The sequence below is a fragment of the Vibrio sp. ED004 genome, assembly GCF_023206395.1.
Classification (GTDB): Bacteria; Pseudomonadota; Gammaproteobacteria; order Enterobacterales; family Vibrionaceae; genus Vibrio.
This window is the reverse complement of sequence record NZ_CP066149.1, coordinates 1-18672: the sequence shown is the minus strand read 5'-3', so window position 1 is coordinate 18672 and position 18672 is coordinate 1. Positions and strand designations below refer to the sequence as shown.

20 protein-coding genes and 1 pseudogene are annotated in these 18672 nt (G+C 47.8%); 16 read left to right on the top strand and 5 right to left on the bottom strand.

Going from position 1 to position 18672, the window contains the following annotated elements; translation table 11 throughout:
• Positions 1-30 precede the first annotated feature (30 nt).
• From ITG10_RS00105 to ITG10_RS00090, 4 genes are all read left to right on the top strand, one after another.
• Positions 31-477 carry a hypothetical protein gene (locus ITG10_RS00105; protein ID WP_017631232.1) on the top strand — a complete coding sequence of 149 codons (447 nt, stop codon included), beginning with the start codon at positions 31-33 and terminating at the stop codon, positions 475-477.
• Between the two features lie 236 nt (positions 478-713).
• Positions 714-1115, top strand: coding sequence for a glycine zipper domain-containing protein (locus ITG10_RS00100; protein ID WP_017631231.1), 402 nt, complete (start codon positions 714-716; stop codon positions 1113-1115).
• A gap of 186 nt (positions 1116-1301) precedes the next feature.
• Entirely contained in the window at positions 1302-1781 is a 480-nt protein-coding gene (locus tag ITG10_RS00095) for a GNAT family N-acetyltransferase (protein ID WP_017631230.1), read from the top strand.
• Positions 1782-2131: 350 nt separating this feature from the next.
• A complete protein-coding gene (locus ITG10_RS00090) occupies positions 2132-3544 on the top strand; it encodes a phosphatase PAP2 family protein (RefSeq protein WP_248386602.1) in 1413 nt (470 codons plus the stop codon).
• Positions 3545-3623: 79 nt separating this feature from the next.
• Here ITG10_RS00090 and ITG10_RS00085 read toward each other — a convergent pair whose 3' ends face one another.
• Positions 3624-4433: a Cof-type HAD-IIB family hydrolase gene (locus ITG10_RS00085; RefSeq protein WP_248386600.1), complete on the bottom strand. Its 810-nt coding sequence runs from the start codon at positions 4431-4433 to the stop codon at positions 3624-3626.
• Positions 4434-4618: 185 nt separating this feature from the next.
• On the opposite strand from ITG10_RS00085, the gene queE reads away from it, so the two are divergent.
• Both queE and queC read left to right on the top strand, forming a co-directional pair.
• Positions 4619-5287, top strand: coding sequence for a 7-carboxy-7-deazaguanine synthase QueE (gene queE, locus ITG10_RS00080; protein WP_346962598.1), 669 nt, complete (start codon positions 4619-4621; stop codon positions 5285-5287).
• A 62-nt stretch (positions 5288-5349) separates the two neighbouring features.
• Positions 5350-6045 (top strand): 7-cyano-7-deazaguanine synthase QueC, encoded by a 696-nt coding sequence (gene queC, locus ITG10_RS00075; RefSeq protein ID WP_017630622.1) that lies wholly within the window; start codon positions 5350-5352, stop codon positions 6043-6045.
• On the opposite strand, the gene ITG10_RS00070 is transcribed toward queC, so the two are convergent.
• The 4 genes from ITG10_RS00070 to ITG10_RS00055 all read right to left on the bottom strand — a co-directional run bounded on the left by ITG10_RS00070 (position 6005) and on the right by ITG10_RS00055 (position 10613).
• Positions 6005-8038 carry a diguanylate cyclase gene (locus ITG10_RS00070; RefSeq protein WP_017630621.1) on the bottom strand — a complete coding sequence of 678 codons (2034 nt, stop codon included), beginning with the start codon at positions 8036-8038 and terminating at the stop codon, positions 6005-6007. The two genes, queC and ITG10_RS00070, sit on opposite strands and share 41 nt — an antisense overlap.
• Positions 8039-8201: 163 nt before the next feature.
• On the bottom strand, positions 8202-8552 hold the full coding sequence (locus tag ITG10_RS00065) for a DUF2750 domain-containing protein (protein WP_012603863.1): 351 nt from the start codon (positions 8550-8552) through the stop codon (positions 8202-8204).
• A gap of 136 nt (positions 8553-8688) precedes the next feature.
• Positions 8689-9306: an OmpA family protein gene (locus ITG10_RS00060; protein WP_017630620.1), complete on the bottom strand. Its 618-nt coding sequence runs from the start codon at positions 9304-9306 to the stop codon at positions 8689-8691.
• Positions 9306-10613, bottom strand: coding sequence for a TolC family outer membrane protein (locus tag ITG10_RS00055; protein WP_026084220.1), 1308 nt, complete (start codon positions 10611-10613; stop codon positions 9306-9308). The genes ITG10_RS00060 and ITG10_RS00055 overlap by 1 nt, the downstream gene beginning before the upstream one ends.
• 402 nt (positions 10614-11015) lie before the next feature.
• Here ITG10_RS00055 and ITG10_RS00050 point away from each other — a divergent pair, with 402 nt between their 5' ends.
• The 10 genes and pseudogenes from ITG10_RS00050 to ITG10_RS00005 all read left to right on the top strand — a co-directional run bounded on the left by ITG10_RS00050 (position 11016) and on the right by ITG10_RS00005 (position 18643).
• A complete protein-coding gene (locus ITG10_RS00050) occupies positions 11016-14297 on the top strand; it encodes an immunoglobulin-like domain-containing protein (RefSeq protein ID WP_248386599.1) in 3282 nt (1093 codons plus the stop codon).
• Positions 14236-16186, top strand: a pseudogene (locus ITG10_RS26415) (immunoglobulin-like domain-containing protein). The gene ITG10_RS00050 and the pseudogene ITG10_RS26415 overlap by 62 nt, the downstream one beginning before the upstream one ends.
• Positions 16149-16334 carry an immunoglobulin-like domain-containing protein gene (locus ITG10_RS26410; protein ID WP_348983563.1) on the top strand — a complete coding sequence of 62 codons (186 nt, stop codon included), beginning with the start codon at positions 16149-16151 and terminating at the stop codon, positions 16332-16334. The pseudogene ITG10_RS26415 and the gene ITG10_RS26410 overlap by 38 nt, the downstream one beginning before the upstream one ends.
• Positions 16291-16449, top strand: coding sequence for an immunoglobulin-like domain-containing protein (locus ITG10_RS00030; RefSeq protein ID WP_248386595.1), 159 nt, complete (start codon positions 16291-16293; stop codon positions 16447-16449). Before ITG10_RS26410 ends, ITG10_RS00030 begins: the two co-directional genes overlap by 44 nt.
• The gene (locus tag ITG10_RS00025; protein ID WP_248386594.1) at positions 16446-17042 is read left to right on the top strand and encodes an immunoglobulin-like domain-containing protein; all 597 of its coding nucleotides are present in this window, start codon (positions 16446-16448) and stop codon (positions 17040-17042) included. Before ITG10_RS00030 ends, ITG10_RS00025 begins: the two co-directional genes overlap by 4 nt.
• Complete coding sequence (locus tag ITG10_RS00020) at positions 17039-17389, top strand: immunoglobulin-like domain-containing protein (RefSeq protein WP_248386593.1); 351 nt, start codon at positions 17039-17041, stop codon at positions 17387-17389. The genes ITG10_RS00025 and ITG10_RS00020 overlap by 4 nt, the downstream gene beginning before the upstream one ends.
• Positions 17386-17523 carry an immunoglobulin-like domain-containing protein gene (locus ITG10_RS26405; RefSeq protein WP_348983562.1) on the top strand — a complete coding sequence of 46 codons (138 nt, stop codon included), beginning with the start codon at positions 17386-17388 and terminating at the stop codon, positions 17521-17523. Before ITG10_RS00020 ends, ITG10_RS26405 begins: the two co-directional genes overlap by 4 nt.
• Positions 17480-17641 carry an immunoglobulin-like domain-containing protein gene (locus ITG10_RS00015; RefSeq protein WP_248386592.1) on the top strand — a complete coding sequence of 54 codons (162 nt, stop codon included), beginning with the start codon at positions 17480-17482 and terminating at the stop codon, positions 17639-17641. Before ITG10_RS26405 ends, ITG10_RS00015 begins: the two co-directional genes overlap by 44 nt.
• On the top strand, positions 17638-18414 hold the full coding sequence (locus ITG10_RS00010) for an immunoglobulin-like domain-containing protein (protein ID WP_248386591.1): 777 nt from the start codon (positions 17638-17640) through the stop codon (positions 18412-18414). The genes ITG10_RS00015 and ITG10_RS00010 overlap by 4 nt, the downstream gene beginning before the upstream one ends.
• Positions 18371-18643 carry an immunoglobulin-like domain-containing protein gene (locus ITG10_RS00005; protein WP_248386590.1) on the top strand — a complete coding sequence of 91 codons (273 nt, stop codon included), beginning with the start codon at positions 18371-18373 and terminating at the stop codon, positions 18641-18643. The genes ITG10_RS00010 and ITG10_RS00005 overlap by 44 nt, the downstream gene beginning before the upstream one ends.
• Positions 18644-18672: the final 29 nt, after the last annotated feature.

Sequence of the window (18672 nt, the reverse complement as noted above, 5' to 3'; positions counted from 1 at the left end):
ATTATGAAATACAAATAATGAGGTCTTTTTATGCGAGCTTACTTTTTGTTGATTACTTTACTTGTTAGTGGTGTCGCCAGCGCCGGTATTTCAAAGGATGAAGCGAGTCGAGCGCTGCTGGAGCCTTTAAGCCACCCTAAGATATTTAAATGTGCCTCCAAGACGGGTGTCGACTTGTATCAAGCCGTGTTTGATATTGGTGTTGGCTATGAGGCAGACCCAATTAACTCCAAGATGATTGTGAATTCAAGGAAAGGCCGCTTTGAGTATCAAATTTTAGGCGCAGTGAAATCACAAAGAGCAGGTGAAACCGTCGTGCTGACTCGACATGTAGGAGACGGTGTTCAAGTTGCCGCCATGATTGATGAGGAAAATGGCAAGATACTTGGGATAGGCGATAAACATCATTATCGAGATTGTGGTGCAAGGCCGCCTGTTAGCGTCGCGGATATGCAGAACTTTTGGTCGCAAGGTTAAAAGCCAAATCTGAACCTGAATGTTATAAATAAGAACTATCAAGGCGGCCTTAATGGTCGCTTTTTTGTTTTGGGTGGAGCAACTCGTATCAAAGGCATATGTCACGCTTCAACTATGTGTTGGTTGAATGATACATAGCTGAACATTATGTATCGTCTAAACTTGGCTTTATTTATCTCGATAGCGCTTCTATTTAAGATGGCTTCATTCCAAACGAAGAACTAAGCGAGACTCCTATGAAATTCACTAAACCTTTCCTTTTAGCGACACTGATTGTGACTCTTTCTGGTTGTGCATCACCAGCAATGGATAACGAAAATGAAAACGCAGCACGTAACCGTGGCGCAGTTGGTGGTGCTTTACTAGGTGCGACAGCTGGCGCTTTGACTGGAGACGCGAGCCTAGCCGTGAAAGGCGCAGCGTTAGGTGGTGTGACTGGTGGTGTTGCGGGTTCGATGAAAGATACAGACGACGCGCGAAATGCTCAACGAACTCAAGTGACGGCAGACGGTCTAGCACAAGACAATCGTACTGACGCTGAAAAGCGAGTTGCAGAAGTCGAAGCAGAAATTAAGCTTATTGAACTGGAGCAGCAGCTTGCTGATCTCAAAGAAGAGAAAGACGACAACGGTGCATAACGTCAGCTTTCTGATTCACGCTTAATCAATTTAATCCAAATCAAAAATGGTCACTTTATGTGGCCATTTTTGTATTTAAAACCCCCAGTTCAAACAACGAATTAATTCAATAGCTTGTATAGATACTCACTGCAAGTAAACTAGACTCTGTTTAGATATTAATTGGGTTTTAGAAACGTACTTGTCATGAACGTCACTTTAAGGGCTGCAAAGCATACCGATCTCGAGCAACTTAACGAGTTAATGTTCGATCTTCACCACCATCATCACATTGCCTGTCCCGAGCACTTTAAAACAGCAGAAGAGATAGAGCAGGAGAAGAGTATAGCAAGATACTTGGATGACCCTGAATGCTTGGTGTATGTGGCGTTAAGAGGTGAACTGATTGTTGGTTTCATTTCGGGACATTTTTGTGAGCTAATTTCTACCGTGAGCAAACCGGTTCAAATGGGCAGTGTCGATGAACTTTTTGTTTTGCCTGAATATCGAAAAGCAGAAGTTGCCCAGATGCTGTTTAATCGTGTCGAGTCTACTTTTGAAGACTACGGAGTGACTCAGGTTTTTGTTGAGGTTTGGGACTTTAATTCACCTGCCAAGGACTTCTATCAAAAAATGGGGTTCACACCTCACATTCAATGGATGAGGAAGGCTTTGAATAAAACATAGACAGCGGTTTTGTGTGGATTTAATTACAATAGGGTCTGTTGACCTTCCGCGCTGATTTTTGCAGCACTTTGTGGAGTATTCATACAAGGCAGAGGCTTTGGCATCATAGCTAGGCTAGATGAAAACCGATAATGCATTAGAAATGAACCACAAATGCTGCCCGAAGGGTTCGGCTAAAACCGTTTTATTCTTTGTTGAAGACTATTTGCTTAGAATGACTAGGCTACATACTCTTCGCCGCGCCTAAAACGATTTTATCTCGAACAAAATCTCACCACAAAAGATCAGCAGACCCTAGGCTCGATGTATTAGCAGTCTTTATTTTTTTCTATTATTTTTAGGTAAATTCGTTGGTTATTCGATATTTATTAGTTCTTATTATTTCTCTTTTGAGCACTACTTCCGCTTGGGCGAGCAACACCTTGCCTGATCATATTGCGGGCGCCTTATGTGTAGTGCGTGCAGATAACCAAATTGTGTTGGTTGATGAACTGATCACAGGTCAATTATCTCTGCCGGGTGGCACAGTTGTTTCTGGTGAGCCGCCAGCCATTGCAGCGCAACGTGAAACTTGGGAAGAGGCCGGTTTGTCTGTCACAGTTGGTGATGTGTTAGGTTACACCGACAGCGCCGTTGTGTTTGATTGTGTCTCTGATTCTGAAGTAATCAGTTATCAAGCTCGAAATGAGCTAGGTGGTTTTGAACTTCCTATCTGGTTTGCTCCTCACTATGGAGTCGAGGTCAGCAGAGCGATGTTACTTCCTCCTACTGAGTTGGAAGCAAACCAATACCGTTACCCAGAACAATGGTCTGAGATTAACGAACTGTTTCTTTCCGCGACGGATCAGCCAGTGACTTATGTGACTGAGCTGGTGGGCGCTGCGCCGAAAGTTCATCAAGTTGAATTGAGCTGGATTGTTTCACTTCAAAACACGTTCGATAATTTACCGAGTGTGTTTTCTAATACGGTACTTTTGACTGACTTGCTCGCAAAGCCTTGGTTTTTCATCATCATATTGCCGTTAATTGCTTGGCATTTTGGCCGTAACTTTGCGTTGAAGTTTGGTTTTACGTTGATATCAGTAACGCTGCTTACGCTAATTGCTCACCAAGGCTTTGGCTTTCCACGCCCGCACGCTTATCTTCCAACACTGAAATTAGTGATGAGCAGTGGCTATAGTTTTCCAAGTCAACTAGCGGCTCTATGGGTTAGTTTAACTTTGTTGGTGCTTTGGAAGCTTAAACGCCTATTTGAACAAAAATCGTTGTTGATTGTGCTCGCAGGCCTGCTTTGGATTATGTTGTTTAAGTCTTACTCAGGTAGTGCTTTCTTTAGCGATGTCTTGATGGGAGGTATATTAGGTGCGCTAACAACGTGGCATATCGTGAGGTTAGACACTAAGCCTGATGTTGATATCAGTGTGTTATTGAGCTCTAAAGGTGTTTGGTGGGGGCTGTGCCTGCTATCAATTGTTCTAACCGTTATCTGGCCATTGCCAACCTTCTCATTCTGGGTGGCTATTTTGATGACGATTGCTTGTTTAGTGACGTTAACGGATTCAAAGCCTTTGGCCGGTCAGTTCTCATTTAAGGTCGTGGTTGGGGTTATTGCGATGTTACTTGCTGGTAACCTGTTGATCAGTTGGGCTGGGAGCTTTGTCTCTTTTAGTGGCATCGCTTCATTTATTGTTGAAACGCTACGTTTCCCAATCTTGATTCTATTTGGTGTTGTCGCATTCCGTCTGCCTTGGGCTAGGAAATAGTTAAACCACTCGTGTTAAATAAAAGAAGGCTGTGCACTGCACAGCCTTCTTTGCTTCAACGATACACTATCGAAAATGCTTATGAGTTGAAGATAAACTTTTCAATCGCAACAGCTACACCTTGGTCATCATTGCTTGCTGTAATGTAGTCAGCTAGCTTCTTGGTTTCTTCCATTGCGTTATCCATTGCAATACCAAGGCCCGCGTATTCAAGCATATGGTGGTCGTTCTCAGCGTCTCCCATACAGATCACTTCTTCGGCTTTAATACCCAAGTGCTTAGCAATCGCTTCAATACCCACGCCTTTGTTTGAATTTGGGTTTAAGAACTCTAAGAAGAAGGGCGCACTTTGCACGATGGTAAACTGAGTTTTAAGTTCTTGTGGCAACTTGCTGATGATTTCGGTCAACTTGCTTGGCTCAGCAACAATCATGGTCTTGATGATTTCGTGGTCGTCTTCTAGTTGAGAAAAGTCGAACTCGGTAATTTCTAAACCATTAATGCGCGCTTCAATGCCAGTGTATTCGTTGTTCTCTGGCGTAATCAAACCATGAACCTTGCTGAATGCATGAACGTAACCACCAAGTTGTTTAGCAAGTGCTGCGATTTCTTTCGCGGCTTTACCATTGCTGATTTCGCTGTGAATGATCTCTTTTGTCGATACATTCTGAACCATAGAGCCGTTGTAGAAGAGCACAAAATCATCTTCACCGTTGATTGATAGCTCATCTAGCTTACTCTGCATGCCTTCTAAAGGGCGACCAGAAGCCAGAACCACTTTCACACCTGCAGCACGAGCTTTAGCAATCGCGTCTTTGTTCTCTTGAGAAATCACTTTTTCACTGTTAAGCAGTGTGCCATCCATATCAAGAGCAATCAGTTTGTACATGTTGTTCCTTACTAAAAAATTAAAAGCTAACGAAATCTAATGGGCGAAAGGATAAGGGAACTTGAAACTTCAGGCTAGGGCTTTGATCAACTGATTTATCAGTACTCATTTGTTTGACCAAAAGAGGTAAGTGCTTTAAGGTCTGCGGTTGATTAATTTCATCAAATGATTGAGCTGAGGGAAAGTTGTACAAGATTAATGAAATGTTTGAAACCATCCAAGGCGAGGGCGTGTTTACTGGCGTTCCTGCTGTTTTTGTTCGTCTGCAAATTTGTCCAGTTGGCTGTTCTTGGTGCGACACCAAACAGACTTGGGATGCATTGCCAGAAGATGAAACTAGCCTTGGCGATATCATGGTTAAGACAGAGGATTCACCCACTTGGTCAGCCATTGATGCCCAAGGAATCGTCAATGAATACATCAAGCAAGGTTACACGGCTAAGCACATTGTAATTACTGGTGGTGAGCCGTGCATTTATGATCTTGTCCCTCTTACTGAAGCGTTTGAGCAACACGGTTGTCGTTGTCAGATTGAGACTAGCGGTACATCAGAAGTTAAAGCAACAAGCAATACGTGGGTTACGGTGTCACCAAAAGTAGCAATGAAAGCGAAACTGGAAATCTTAGACAGTGCCTTACGACGCGCTAACGAGATTAAACATCCAGTAGGAACCGGAAAAGACATCGAACAGCTAGATGGTTTACTAGAGCGAGCGGCTGTTTCGAGCGACACTGTGATCGCATTGCAACCGATTAGCCAAAAAGATCGCGCGACACAGCTTTGTATTGATACCTGCATTGAGCGCAATTGGCGTTTATCAATCCAAACTCACAAGTATTTGAGCATCGCGTAGTAGGTTAGATCGCATAGTCGGTTAGATTGTAGATAGCTCGTCAGTTTTAGGTAGGAATGAAAATGAAAAAAGCAGTGGTAGTATTCAGTGGTGGTCAAGACTCAACAACATGTCTTGTTCAAGCATTAAAAGAGTATGACGAGGTTCATGCGATTACATTTGATTATGGTCAGCGCCATAGGTTAGAGATTGAAGTGGCTGAGTCATTGTCAAAAGAACTGGGTGTGAAAGCACATAAAGTGATGGATGTGACTCTGTTGAATGAGCTAGCGATCAGCTCTCTAACACGTGACGATATTCCTGTCTCACACGAGCTTCAAGAGAATGGTTTACCGAACTCATTCGTTCCTGGTCGTAATATTCTTTTCTTAACGCTGGCAGGTATTTATGCGTACCAGATCGGCGCTGAAACTGTGATTACCGGTGTGTGTGAGACTGACTTCTCTGGCTACCCAGATTGCCGTAATGATTTCGTAAAAGCGATGAACTCTGCGTTAGTGCAAGGCATGGACAAGCAGCTTGATATCAAAACACCACTGATGTGGCTGAACAAGGCTGAGACATGGGCGTTGGCCGACCAATACTCAGCACTTGAGCTTGTTCGCAACAAAACCCTGACTTGCTACAACGGCATTATCGGCAGTGGTTGTGGCGATTGCCCTGCGTGTGAATTACGTAAAGTAGGCCTTAATGATTACCTCGGTGACCGTGAAAGCATCATGGCTGAGTTGGTTCGCAAACAGGCTGAGAATAAATAACATCAGGTAAGTCTATTGGGTCGTTATAGGCATCGATGATGCAGTTTCGGCCATTACTCTTCGCTTGATAAAGTGCTTGGTCAAGAACTGAGTACAAGTCATCAAAGTCACTTAATGCGTTTGAGGTTGCTAGGTAAGCAAAGCTCGCGGTCACATTAAGTGGCTTTTTGCTTTCTGATAAGAAGACAGTGCTTGATATGGCGTAGTGCAACTCCTCAACACGCTCCCGTACTTCAGAAGGCTTTGTATCGGTCAGCATGATGACAAACTCTTCGCCGCCTAAACGGCCAAACAATTCACCATTCATTAAGTGCTTTCTTATTTGCTGACTAACATGAACTAGTGCTTTGTCGCCAGTAGGGTGGCCATGTTGGTCATTTATCTTTTTAAACTTATCTAGGTCGAGCAAAACAAGCACGTGTTGCTTTTCCTTGCCTGGACAGCGTTTTACTCGCTTAATTCTTCGTATTATTTCGGTGCGGCCATATGCTTTGGTCATTGCGTCAATGGCTGCTTTAGCACGAACTGTTCTGTTCACCAATACCGTAAAGCTCGCAGCACATAACAACAGAATCACAATGATGTTGTACATCCACCTTTGATGCTCCATCTTTTCAATTTGAAGGCGGTCGAGTTTCGTCTGATGTGTCAGAAAGGAGCTTTCTAACTCTTGCTCATATTTTGCGTGCGTGAGGTCCAGTGCTTCAAAGGCTAATCGGTTATCAATGTCTCGTGCTTCCATCTGTATGGACGAGTAGCGTTGGTAGAAGTAAAACGCTTGCTGGTAATCGCCCAGTGATTGATGAATATCAGAAAGCTGAAGAAGAGCCCCTGCGATGTATTTATGTCTAGTAACTTGTTCAGCTAACTCTAACGCTTGTTGTGCATAATTGAGCGCTTCTTCCATTAGTTTTTGCTCTTCGAACATATCGCTGATTGCCAAATAAGCGTTGATTCGAATGACGTCGTTGTTGAGCTCGCTGGAAGCAGAAAGAGAGTCGACTAAATAGTTTCTTGCTAGATCATAGTCATTGGTTTGTGTGTAAGCCTTACCCAAACCAAGGTTGGTTAGAGCGATGCCGTAGCTATGAGATGATGTACTCAGTAACACTTTAGCTTGCTTAAAATGGGTAATCGCTAGATTACTTTGACCTTGATTTAGATACAGGTCAGCTAAGCTATGATGCACTTGAGCTTTCATTAAATCGGAAGCATCAGCCCTGAGTACCAGCGCTTCTTCTAAGTACTGCGCCGATTTATCGTATTGCTTTAGTTCTTTGAGTAAATTACCCACATCATTGTATATCCCTGAAATATCATGCCCTTGTGGGAATACATTAATCAATGCGAGGTAGGTGCTTAGCGCTGCTTGATAGTCACTTCGGAAATGGTGATTGTTGGCGATGACTCGATAAGTCCCAAATTTTGGTAATACTGGGTCAGCGATGTTATGCAGATCGGATTGAAGAGCGGAGCAGTAATAGTTCGCTTGATGATATTTTGCTTGTTCATTTAGGGATCGGCATAGTTGGTATTTCAGTAGCGCTCTTCCCGTTAAATCGCTGCGCGATTGCATCTTCGCTAACAGGGTCAAAAAGCCTTGTTGTGCCTCTTCATATTGACCTTTGCCGTCTTTCATCAGAGCAGAAATAAACGCTTCTTCAATTGCTTGATATTCGCTGTCATTTGAAGCTATACCATAGAATGGTTGGTCGCGATGAGTCATGTATTGATACAAAAGAGACGATAGGTAAAGTTTATCTCCGTAAACCGTTGAGCTCGTATAACGTGTTTGCAGCATGTTTAACGCACGCTCAGGAGAGTGGTTCAAAGTCGAGAGGTAAAGCGCATTCCAATCAGCGTTGGGAGTGGTGTTAGCGTCTAAATTGGAAGAATAAATGGATGACTTGTGGTCACGATCTGAAGTCGATACTTGGCTATAAGAATTAAAACTAATGAGAAGAAGAAAGGTAACGAAAGCAGAGTGAATCACAAGAAAGTATCAGTCAGATAAAGAACGATATTCTATGATTAATTTGATGTTGCTTCAATTTTTGGGCGACGTATGCAGGAGGTTGTGCGAGGTGGATCTCTAATTTAACGAGTATTATCAGAGGTATATCGGCCGTACGTATTCGCACGACCGATATTTGAAATTAGATGTATAATTTCGCTAGATCAGAAGGCTCAAGCTCTTTGCCTTCTAGTGTTGCATTCCAGTTAATACCAACAAGAACGCCATCTTCAGCAAGAGTCAGTAACCAATCTTCTACAAAGATATCTAGTGGAATTTCTAGTACTTCAAAGTCAGCCCACTCTTCAACGTTGTGAGTTTGAGCGTCTTCTTTCGAAGACCAGAAAGGCATCACTTCGCTGTTTTCGAATTCACTTGAGTCACATGCTAGCCAACCTTCTTCATTGCGAAGGCCCCATACCAGTTTAGTTTCTTGTGTTTCAGAAACGAAAAGTTCTAGATTTGCTTGAGTATCAGCTGTTAGTTTGCTCATGGATTAATTCTCTATGTTGATAACGAGGCAAGATTAACATTATAGACGGCTTAGGTATATGCTATTCAAGGAATTATCACCATACTGAAACGTTAACTTAAGATAACGTTTCAGTATGGTAAAAGTAGTATTGAAGCTACTTTTTAATTTTAGTGAAGATATGCCATTCTTCTTTGATGTTACCTTTGAATCCAGCCACAGAAGCGACCACTTTTCGGTGAAGTGCATGGTTGATTTCGGTGTCATCACTACTGAACTCAACATCACCATGACCAACGATGTTGACTCTCGAAGGCTGAATGCCGTTACTGATCAGTGCGCGCCTTACATTCGATGCTCGTTGTTTAGATAGCTTCAAGTTGTGTGCGGCATTACCCACCTTGCTGGCATAACCTTGTAACTCGATGGTCGTACTTTCATAGCGCTTCAAAAATGCAGCCATCTGGCGTATCTGGGTAAGGAAAGCCGGGTTAATTTCCGTAGAGTTATTGGCGAAGAGTATGTGGAGCTCTTTCTTCTCCGAGGATTCGAAATATGAACCACAACCGTCGTTATCTATCTCAGCACCAATTTGTGTATCGGGGCATAAATCACGTGCATTGATTACACCATCGTTGTCATCATCTTGCAGATCGTAAATTTGAGTGACAGGCGGGAGAGCGCGATATTCAAATTCGTCTTCATTGTTTTCAGCTAAAGCAGTGGTAGATACAACCATGAAGCAAAGCGATAATACTGTGTTTGTAAGCTTCATTAATATTCCACCTTCTCATTCCATTCTTCAGGGATTTCAACTCGCAAACCGATCAACAGGTTGCCCGTTGCGTTCATTACGCGATATTTTGCGTATTGTTCGTCATACTTAGCATCCAAATAGCCTTTGCGAGCTTCAAACAACTCATTCTCAGTGTTAAGTAAATCGAGAAGGGTTCGCTTACCGATTCGGTATTGTTTCTCATACGAGATAACCGTATCTGATGCTGAGTCTACGTGGTCAGATAGGAACTCTTTTTGCTGAACGGTCAAATCCAATGCGCTCCATGAAAGACGCAAGCTCTCTTCTACATTGCGGTAGGTACTCTCGCGAAGATCTTTGGCCTTGTTGAGTTGGTAAGCGGCACTTTCAGCACGGTCTTGATCAGACCCACCGTTGTAAAGGTTATATCTTAAGCGAACCATGGCAGAGAATTCATCACTGCTACCTTCTGTACCACCGGCATCATCACGCCAGGTTTGAGCCGCTTCAAAAGAAACGGTCGGGTAGTTGGTGCTCTTCGATTGTTTATATTGAAACTTCGCAGAGTCTACATCGGCTTGTGCAATTTTAATCACGGGATGCTGGTTAAAAGCCTTGGCAAGGGCTCCATCGACTGTGTATGGAATAGCACCTGCATCTGCGCGAGGGAAGGTGAGCCCTAGCGGAGATTGACCAACAAGTCTCTTGAATTGAGTGTGGGTATCAAACAGGTTATTTTGAGCCGCGAGTAGGTTGCCGTGTGCTTTTGCAATACGAGCCTCTACTTGAGACATATCTGCTGTTGAGCCAATACCTGATTCAACGCGTTTACGAATATCGCTGTATATCTCTTTGTGTGTCGCTAGATTGTTCTCTGAAAGCGAAAGCACTTCGTATGCTTTGACTGCATCGAGGTAAACTTTAGTCACTTCTAATGCGATATCTTGAGCATTAGACAGCAATTGGTAACGCACAGATTCTGCATCAGCTGCGGTACGATCTATATCATTTGATGTATTCGCGCCATCCCAAATCAGTTGGGTTAGCGTAATCGTGGCTTCTTTTCGAGTAAGGTCTGTCGTGTCTGCATTAGTTGCTAGGTCGGTATGCTCATAACCAATCCCACCATCTAAATCGATACTTGGACGGTAAGCTCCGCCAGAGGCATCGTTCAGATAGCGTTTACTAATGTATTCATTGTAAGCACTTTTAATTTCAGGGTTACTTTCTAAAGTAAACGCTACGGCCTGCTCTAAGGTTTGTGCGCTCGCCGGTAAACTCAGCGATATCGCCAATCCTAATGTAGTCGTTTGAATCCAGTTCAATTTCCATCTCCCCAAAATAGGCCAGTATCTAAATCTGTAGCTTGGTCGCTTGTATACAAAATTCAGATGAACCGTCAAAAAAATCACGATCGCTAAAATTGCTGCCGTAAATAGTTGTAAAATTGTTAACCGATCGCTGTGCGTTTTATGATGTTTTTGAGCACTTAAATCTTACGTTAATATTCGAATTATCTTGCGCTAACACAATAACTTATATTGATTGATAGAGCACCTATATTGTCACTTGATGTGATCATTGTCATTACCCTGTATCTGATGTTGTTAAATAGTCTATTCATAACTATGAATTATATGACTTTCGATGTTATATTTTAACTAATATTATAAATATGATGTCACTATTTTGACGTTAATGACAAAAATGGGTTTTTAGAGGTTTATATGGATATGACAACACTGAATTTGGCTGGTGCTATAGCACTCGGCCAGCGCATTGTTATCTCGGTAGATGGTACGATTAAAATCCTAGATGAAGGACAACCACTCCAAGCAGGGGATGTTGTTCTTGAATCCTCAAACGAATCCGATAATCCTCAGGTATCAGTGAAACGCTTTTCACTAGAAGAAGGGGGGGAAGTTGAACTTGACCAAGATATCGCAAATATTTTTGCTGCATTAGAAGAAGGCGAAGACCCAACAGAACTCGGTGAAGAGTTCGCGACTGCTGCAGGTCAGAATGGTTCAAGCTTAGGTACTAGTGGAACGATCGAGCGTGATGGTGAAGAATCTATTCCAGGTACCGAATTCGTAACCACAGGTTTTGAAGCGTTAGGTATGTCTCGTACTCAAAGCCTCAGTCTCCTCGATGCCTTCCGTTCGTTTGAACAACCTAATAATGAACCTACTTTTGTTGATAATAATAACTCTCCATCCGGTGACACTGTCTCTTTTACAACAAATGAAGACACACCAGTAAACGGAACACTTTCAGCCTCAGACGAAGATGGTGATTCTCTATCTTTCACCAAAGCGACAGATCCATCAAACGGAACTGTCGTCGTCGATGACAATGGCGACTGGACTTACACACCTAATGAAAATTACAACGGCGATGACAGCTTTACGGTTGTTGTATCCGACGGCCAAGGTGGTACGGATACAATCACGGTTAACATTGGTGTTGCTCCTGTCAATGATGCCCCTGTTGGTAATGATGTTTCAGTAACCACCGACGAAGACATTCCAGTAAGCGGCACGCTAAACGCAACAGATGCAGACGGCGACTCGCTAACATTCGCAAAAGGTACAGAACCGTCAAATGGCTCTGTAATTGTCGATGAAAATGGTAATTGGACCTACACGCCAGACGAAAACTACAACGGTTCTGACAGTTTTACAGTCGTTATCAGGGATGGTGAAGGCGGTACGGATGTTGTAGCTGTTGATGTTGGGGTTACGCCTGTTATCGATACCACCACAGTGAGCTTGTCAGCGGATGCGTCAGTCACCGAAGGCGAGAACATCACCTACACGGCGACACTGACGAATCCTGCGGATGGCGCGGTGACGGTCACGCTAAGCAATGGTGCAACGATCACTATCGCTGATGGCGCGACTTCAGGAACCACGACGGTTCCAGCAAGTGATGATGTATACGTAGGCGGCGATACGGCTTCCGCGACTATCACTGATGCAACGGGCGGCAACTTCGAGAGCTTGGTGAAAGACCCAACAGCAGCAACGACGACCATCAATGATGACTCAGACGTGACCACAGTGAGCTTGTCAGCGGATGCGTCAGTCACCGAAGGCGAGAACATCACCTACACGGCGACACTGACGAATCCTGCGGATGGCGCGGTGACGGTCACGCTAAGCAATGGTGCAACGATCACTATCGCTGATGGCGCGACTTCAGGAACCACGACGGTTCCAGCAAGTGATGATGTATACGTAGGCGGCGATACGGCTTCCGCGACTATCACTGATGCAACGGGCGGCAACTTCGAGAGCTTGGTGAAAGACCCAACAGCAGCAACGACGACCATCAATGATGACTCAGACGTGACCACAGTGAGCTTGTCAGCGGATGCGTCAGTCACCGAAGGCGAGAACATCACCTACACGGCGACACTGACGAATCCTGCGGATGGCGCGGTGACGGTCACGCTAAGCAATGGTGCAACGATCACTATCGCTGATGGCGCGACTTCAGGAACCACGACGGTTCCAGCAAGTGATGATGTATACGTAGGCGGCGATACGGCTTCCGCGACTATCACTGATGCAACGGGCGGCAACTTCGAGAGCTTGGTGAAAGACCCAACAGCAGCAACGACGACCATCAATGATGACTCAGACGTGACCACAGTGAGCTTGTCAGCGGATGCGTCAGTCACCGAAGGCGAGAACATCACCTACACGGCGACACTGACGAATCCTGCGGATGGCGCGGTGACGGTCACGCTAAGCAATGGTGCAACGATCACTATCGCTGATGGCGCGACTTCAGGAACCACGACGGTTCCAGCAAGTGATGATGTATACGTAGGCGGCGATACGGCTTCCGCGACTATCACTGATGCAACGGGCGGCAACTTCGAGAGCTTGGTGAAAGACCCAACAGCAGCAACGACGACCATCAATGATGACTCAGACGTGACCACAGTGAGCTTGTCAGCGGATGCGTCAGTCACCGAAGGCGAGAACATCACCTACACGGCGACACTGACGAATCCTGCGGATGGCGCGGTGACGGTCACGCTAAGCAATGGTGCAACGATCACTATCGCTGATGGCGCGACTTCAGGAACCACGACGGTTCCAGCAAGTGATGATGTATACGTAGGCGGCGATACGGCTTCCGCGACTATCACTGATGCAACGGGCGGCAACTTCGAGAGCTTGGTGAAAGACCCAACAGCAGCAACGACGACCATCAATGATGACTCAGACGTGACCACAGTGAGCTTGTCAGCGGATGCGTCAGTCACCGAAGGCGAGAACATCACCTACACGGCGACACTGACGAATCCTGCGGATGGCGCGGTGACGGTCACGCTAAGCAATGGTGCAACGATCACTATCGCTGATGGCGCGACTTCAGGAACCACGACGGTTCCAGCAAGTGATGATGTATACGTAGGCGGCGATACGGCTTCCGCGACTATCACTGATGCAACGGGCGGCAACTTCGAGAGCTTGGTGAAAGACCCAACAGCAGCAACGACGACCATCAATGATGACTCAGACGTGACCACAGTGAGCTTGTCAGCGGATGCGTCGTCACCGAAGGCGAGAAACATCACCTACACGGCGACACTGACGAATCCTGCGGATGGCGCGGTGACGGTCACGCTAAGCAATGGTGCAACGATCACTATCGCTGATGGCGCGACTTCAGGAACCACGACGGTTCCAGCAAGTGATGATGTATACGTAGGCGGCGATACGGCTTCCGCGACTATCACTGATGCAACGGGCGGCAACTTCGAGAGCTTGGTGAAAGACCCAACAGCAGCAACGACGACCATCAATGATGACTCAGACGTGACCACAGTGAGCTTGTCAGCGGATGCGTCAGTCACCGAAGGCGAGAACATCACCTACACGGCGACACTGACGAATCCCGCGGATGGCGCGGTGACGGTCACGCTAAGCAATGGTGCAACGATCACTATCGCTGATGGCGACTTCAGGAACCACGACGGTTCCAGCAAGTGATGATGTATACGTAGGCGGCGATACGGCTTCCGCGACTATCACTGATGCAACGGGCGGCAACTTCGAGAGCTTGGTGAAAGACCCAACAGCAGCAACGACGACCATCAATGATGACTCAGACGTGACCACAGTGAGCTTGTCAGCGGATGCGTCAGTCACCGAAGGCGAGAACATCACCTACACGGCGACACTGACGAATCCTGCGGATGGCGCGGTGACGGTCACGCTAAGCAATGGTGCAACGATCACTATCGCTGATGGCGCGACTTCAGGAACCACGACGGTTCCAGCAAGTGATGATGTATACGTAGGCGGCGATACGGCTTCCGCGACTATCACTGATGCAACGGGCGGCAACTTCGAGAGCTTGGTGAAAGACCCAACAGCAGCAACGACGACCATCAATGATGACTCAGACGTGACCACAGTGAGCTTGTCAGCGGATGCGTCAGTCACCGAAGGCGAGAACATCACCTACACGGCGACACTGACGAACTCTGCGGATGGCGCGGTGACGGTCACGCTAAGCAATGGTGCAACGATCACTATCGCTGATGGCGCGACCAGGAACCACGACGGTTCCAGCAAGTGATGATGTATACGTAGGCGGCGATACGGCTTCCGCGACTATCACTGATGCAACGGGCGGCAACTTCGAGAGCTTGGTGAAAGACCCAACAGCAGCAACGACGACCATCAATGATGACTCAGACGTGACCACAGTGAGCTTGTCAGCGGATGCGTCAGTCACCGAAGGCGAGAACATCACCTACACGGCGACACTGACGAATCCTGCGGATGGCGCGGTGACGGTCACGCTAAGCAATGGTGCAACGATCACTATCGCTGATGGCGCGACTTCAGGAACCACGACGGTTCCAGCAAGTGATGATGTATACGTAGGCGGCGATACGGCTTCCGCGACTATCACTGATGCAACGGGCGGCAACTTCGAGAGCTTGGTGAAAGACCCAACAGCAGCAACGACGACCATCAATGATGACTCAGACGTGACCACAGTGAGCTTGTCAGCGGATGCGTCAGTCACCGAAGGCGAGAACATCACCTACACGGCGACACTGACGAATCCTGCGGATGGCGCGGTGACGGTCACGCTAAGCAATGGTGCAACGATCACTATCGCTGATGGCGCGACTTCAGGAACCACGACGGTTCCAGCAAGTGATGATGTATACGTAGGCGGCGATACGGCTTCCGCGACTATCACTGATGCAACGGGCGGCAACTTCGAGAGCTTGGTGAAAGACCCAACAGCAGCAACGACGACCATCAATGATGACTCAGACGTGACCACAGTGAGCTTGTCAGCGGATGCGTCAGTCACCGAAGGCGAGAACATCACCTACACGGCGACACTGACGAATCCTGCGGATGGCGCGGTGACGGTCACGCTAAGCAATGGTGCAACGATCACTATCGCTGATGGCGCGACTTCAGGAACCACGACGGTTCCAGCAAGTGATGATGTATACGTAGGCGGCGATACGGCTTCCGCGACTATCACTGATGCAACGGGCGGCAACTTCGAGAGCTTGGTGAAAGACCCAACAGCAGCAACGACGACCATCAATGATGACTCAGACGTGACCACAGTGAGCTTGTCAGCGGATGCGTCAGTCACCGAAGGCGAGAACATCACCTACACGGCGACACTGACGAATCCTGCGGATGGCGCGGTGACGGTCACGCTAAGCAATGGTGCAACGATCACTATCGCTGATGGCGCGACTTCAGGAACCACGACGGTTCCAGCAAGATGATGTATACGTAGGCGGCGATACGGCTTCCGCGACTATCACTGATGCAACGGGCGGCAACTTCGAGAGCTTGGTGAAAGACCCAACAGCAGCAACGACGACCATCAATGATGACTCAGACGTGACCACAGTGAGCTTGTCAGCGGATGCGTCAGTCACCGAAGGCGAGAACATCACCTACACGGCGACACTGACGAATCCTGCGGATGGCGCGGGTGACGGTCACGCTAAGCAATGGTGCAACGATCACTATCGCTGATGGCGCGACTTCAGGAACCACGACGGTTCCAGCAAGTGATGATGTATACGTAGGCGGCGATACGGCTTCCGCGACTATCACTGATGCAACGGGCGGCAACTTCGGAGCTTGGTGAAAGACCCAACAGCAGCAACGACGACCATCAATGATGACTCAGACGTGACCACAGTGAGCTTGTCAGCGGATGCGTCAGTCACCGAAGGCGAGAACATCACCTACACGGCGACACTGACGAATCCTGCGGATGGCGCGGTGACGGTCACGCTAAGCAATGGTGCAACGATCACTATCGCTGATGGCGCGACTTCAGGAACCACGACGGTTCCAGCAAGTGATGATGTATACGTAGGCGGCGATACGGCTTCCGCGACTATCACTGATGCAACGGGCGGCAACTTCGAGAGCTTGGTGAAAGACCCAACAGCAGCAACGACGACCATCAATGATGACTCAGACGTGACCACAGTGAGCTTGTCAGCGGATGCGTCAGTCACCGAAGGCGAGAACATCACCTACACGGCGACACTGACGAATCCTGCGGATGGCGCGGTGACGGTCACGCTAAGCAATGGTGCAACGATCACCATCGCTGATGGCGCGACTTCAGGAACCACGACGGTTCCAGCAAGTGATGATGTATACGTAGGCGGCGATACGGCTTCGCGACTATCACTGATGCAACGGGCGGCAACTTCGAGAGCTTGGTGAAAGACCCAACAGCAGCAACGACGACCATCAATGATGACTCAGACGTGACCACAGTGAGCTTGTCAGGCGGATGCGTCAGTCACCGAAGGCGAGAAACATCACCTACAATGGCGACACTGACGAATCCTGCGGATGGCGCGGTGACGGTCACGCTAAGCAATGGTGCAACGATCACTATCGCTGATGGCGCGACTTCAGGAACCACGACGGTTCCAGCAAGTGATGATGTATACGTAGGCGGCGATACGGCTTCCGCGACTATCACTGATGCAACGGGCGGCAACTTCGAGAGCTTGCGAAAGACCCAACAGCAGCAACGACGACCATCAATGATGACTCAGACGTGACCACAGTGAGCTTGTCAGCGGATGCGTCAGTCACCGAAGGCGAGAACATCACCTACACGGCGACACTGACGAAATCCTGCGGATGGCGCGGTGACGGTCACGCTAAGCAATGGTGCAACGATCACTATCGCTGATGGCGCGACTTCAGGAACCACGACGGTTCCAGCAAGTGATGATGTATACGTAGGCGGCGATACGGCTTCCAAGCGACTATCACTGATGCAACGGGCGGCAACTTCGAGAGCTTGGTGAAAGACCCAACAGCAGCAACGACGACCATCAATGATGACTCAGACGTGACCACAGTGAGCTTGTCAGCGGATGCGTCAGTCACCGAAGGCGAGAACATCACCTACACGGCGACACTGACGAATCCTGCGGATGGCGCGGTGACGGTCACGCTAAGCAATGGTGCAACGATCACTATCGCTGATGGCGCGACTTCAGGAACCACGACGGTTCCAGCAAGTGATGATGTATACGTAGGCGGCGATACGGCTTCCGCGACTATCACTGATGCAACGGGCGGCAACTTCGAGAGCTTGGTGAAAGACCCAACAGCAGCAACGACGACCATCAATGATGACTCAGACGTGACCACAGTGAGCTTGTCAGCGGATGCGTCAGTCACCGAAGGCGAGAACATCACCTACACGGCGACACTGACGAATCCTGCGGATGGCGCGGTGACGGTCACGCTAAGCAATGGTGCAACGATCACTATCGCTGATGGCGCGACTTCAGGAACCACGACGGTTCCAGCAAGTGATGATGTATACGTAGGCGGCGATACGGCCGCGACTATCACTGATGCAACGGGCGGCAACTTCGAGAGCTTGGTGAAAGACCCAACAGCAGCAACGACGACCATCAATGATGACTCAGACGTGACCACAGTGAGCTTGTCAGCGGATGCGTCAGTCACCGAAGGCGAGAACATCACCTACACGGCGACACTGGACGAATCCTGCGGATGGCGCGGTGACGGTCACGCTAAGCAATGGTGCAACGATCACTATCGCTGATGGCGCGACTTCAGGAACCACGACGGTTCCAGCAAGTGATGATGTATACGTAGGCGGCGATACGGCTTCCGCGACTATCACTGATGCAACGGGCGGCAACTTCGAGAGCTTGGTGAAAGACCCAACAGCAGCAACGACGACCATCAATGATGACTCAGACGTGACCACAGTGAGCTTGTCAGCGGATGCGTCAGTCACCGAAGGCGAACATCACCTACGGCGACACTGACGAATCCTGCGGATGGCGCGGTGACGGTC

What these genes read in the sequence shown, in the direction of transcription:
- ITG10_RS00095 (WP_017631230.1), top strand. Translation starts at nt 1,302, where the DNA reads ATGAACGTCACTTTAAGGGCTGCAAAGCATACCGATCTCGAGCAACTT.
- ITG10_RS00085 (WP_248386600.1), bottom strand. Translation starts at nt 4,433, where the DNA reads ATGTACAAACTGATTGCTCTTGATATGGATGGCACACTGCTTAACAGT.
- ITG10_RS00060 (WP_017630620.1), bottom strand. Translation starts at nt 9,306, where the DNA reads ATGAAGCTTACAAACACAGTATTATCGCTTTGCTTCATGGTTGTATCT.
- ITG10_RS00105 (WP_017631232.1), top strand. Translation starts at nt 31, where the DNA reads ATGCGAGCTTACTTTTTGTTGATTACTTTACTTGTTAGTGGTGTCGCC.
- ITG10_RS00050 (WP_248386599.1), top strand. Translation starts at nt 11,016, where the DNA reads ATGGATATGACAACACTGAATTTGGCTGGTGCTATAGCACTCGGCCAG.
- ITG10_RS00065 (WP_012603863.1), bottom strand. Translation starts at nt 8,552, where the DNA reads ATGAGCAAACTAACAGCTGATACTCAAGCAAATCTAGAACTTTTCGTT.
- queC (WP_017630622.1), top strand. Translation starts at nt 5,350, where the DNA reads ATGAAAAAAGCAGTGGTAGTATTCAGTGGTGGTCAAGACTCAACAACA.
- ITG10_RS00100 (WP_017631231.1), top strand. Translation starts at nt 714, where the DNA reads ATGAAATTCACTAAACCTTTCCTTTTAGCGACACTGATTGTGACTCTT.